The following is a 1,249-nucleotide window of genomic DNA, read 5'->3' as shown; positions in this document are numbered from 1 at the left end:
AGTCTATCCGATAGGATATGGCTTACATGACCTTCTGCACTGCAGCCTGTAACTTTGTCATAGTTATAATAGTTAACAATACCTTCCCAGTTATTATTTATATATTTCCTGCATTCTTTTATCTCTTTAACCTTATTCTCATTTTCAGTATCTGAAATCAAATCCTTAAAAGTTTTTTCCAATCCCTTCAAGTTACATGTATTTATGTTCTTCCATAAATCAGGTCTATATTTGTGGTTCTGCGCCGTTGCTCCCATAATATATTTACTAAGATGAAATCTATCAAGTAAATATACACCTTTAGGGATCCAACCCAACCCTTCCTTTATCCATCTTGCACCATCACCTGAAATAAATATCTTGTCTATGCTTTCAATATTATATTTATTATAAATATAATCAACTACTTCAAGCCACAGTTCCTCACTATTTGCATATATTCCAGAAAAATACTTTATATTTTTTAATTTGTTTCTGTGCTTTGAAATCAATTCAGAGCCTTCATGAACATATATAAGGTGTGGTTCAACATATCCTCCATCTTGGAGTGATACATGGCCCTCATCTGCCTCTATATACAGATACTTAACTTTTATTTTTTCACCTTGCTCTTTCTCTGCCAGATCCCTTTTGGTCAAGTTGGGTATATTTTTTATTTCCCTTATGGTATTCATTACAGTTTGAGAAGACAATTCAGCAGATTCAACAGCTTCTTTTCCACTCCTGCTGTAGGCAGTATCTACAGCTTTATCTACAAGTCTGGCTTTTAACGACATATCTATTCTGTCATGTGAGCTTATTCCTAGAAACTCATCTGACAGATATTTATGCTTCCCTGTACTTTTAGATCTATAATAAGTCCTCCGATATTTAACTTCGCCAAACACTGTCAATAAAGTTTTAAAATCTTTTCTGTCAACTATCCACTCAGCTTTACGGTTTGGCTCCAATCTCACAGCCTCATCGGCTGATTCAAGAGCAATTTTACATATTTCAACACCAAGGACATCAAGTTCCTTTTTTAATTTCAATACAAAATTAGAAAAGTTACCTCTATTTCTCAATTCCTCACCAAGTAATGTAAACAATTTTTTAATGCTATTTTCACAAAAATCCTGTATAATATTATCCATAAGAGACTTTCCTTCTTTCTTTGTATATTTTGTTTTTGCTTACTTAATATATTATCAGAGGAAAGTCTCTTTTTCCATTTCTTATCTCAAATAACCCTACAGTAATTTTACACTAA

The 1,249-nt window shown here is 32.6% G+C and carries 1 protein-coding gene; it reads right to left on the bottom strand.

The features are described from left to right. On the bottom strand, positions 1 to 1,133 hold a 1,133-nt coding region (locus tag CLLU_RS18490), incomplete at its 3' end, for an ISLre2 family transposase (protein WP_106011218.1). Between the last annotated feature and the right edge of the window lie 116 nt (positions 1,134 to 1,249).

Source organism: Clostridium luticellarii, assembly GCF_002995845.1.
GTDB lineage: Bacteria > Bacillota > Clostridia > Clostridiales > Clostridiaceae > Clostridium_B > Clostridium_B luticellarii.
The sequence above is the reverse complement of the archived record's forward strand: the minus strand, read 5'-3'. Positions and strand labels throughout refer to the sequence as shown.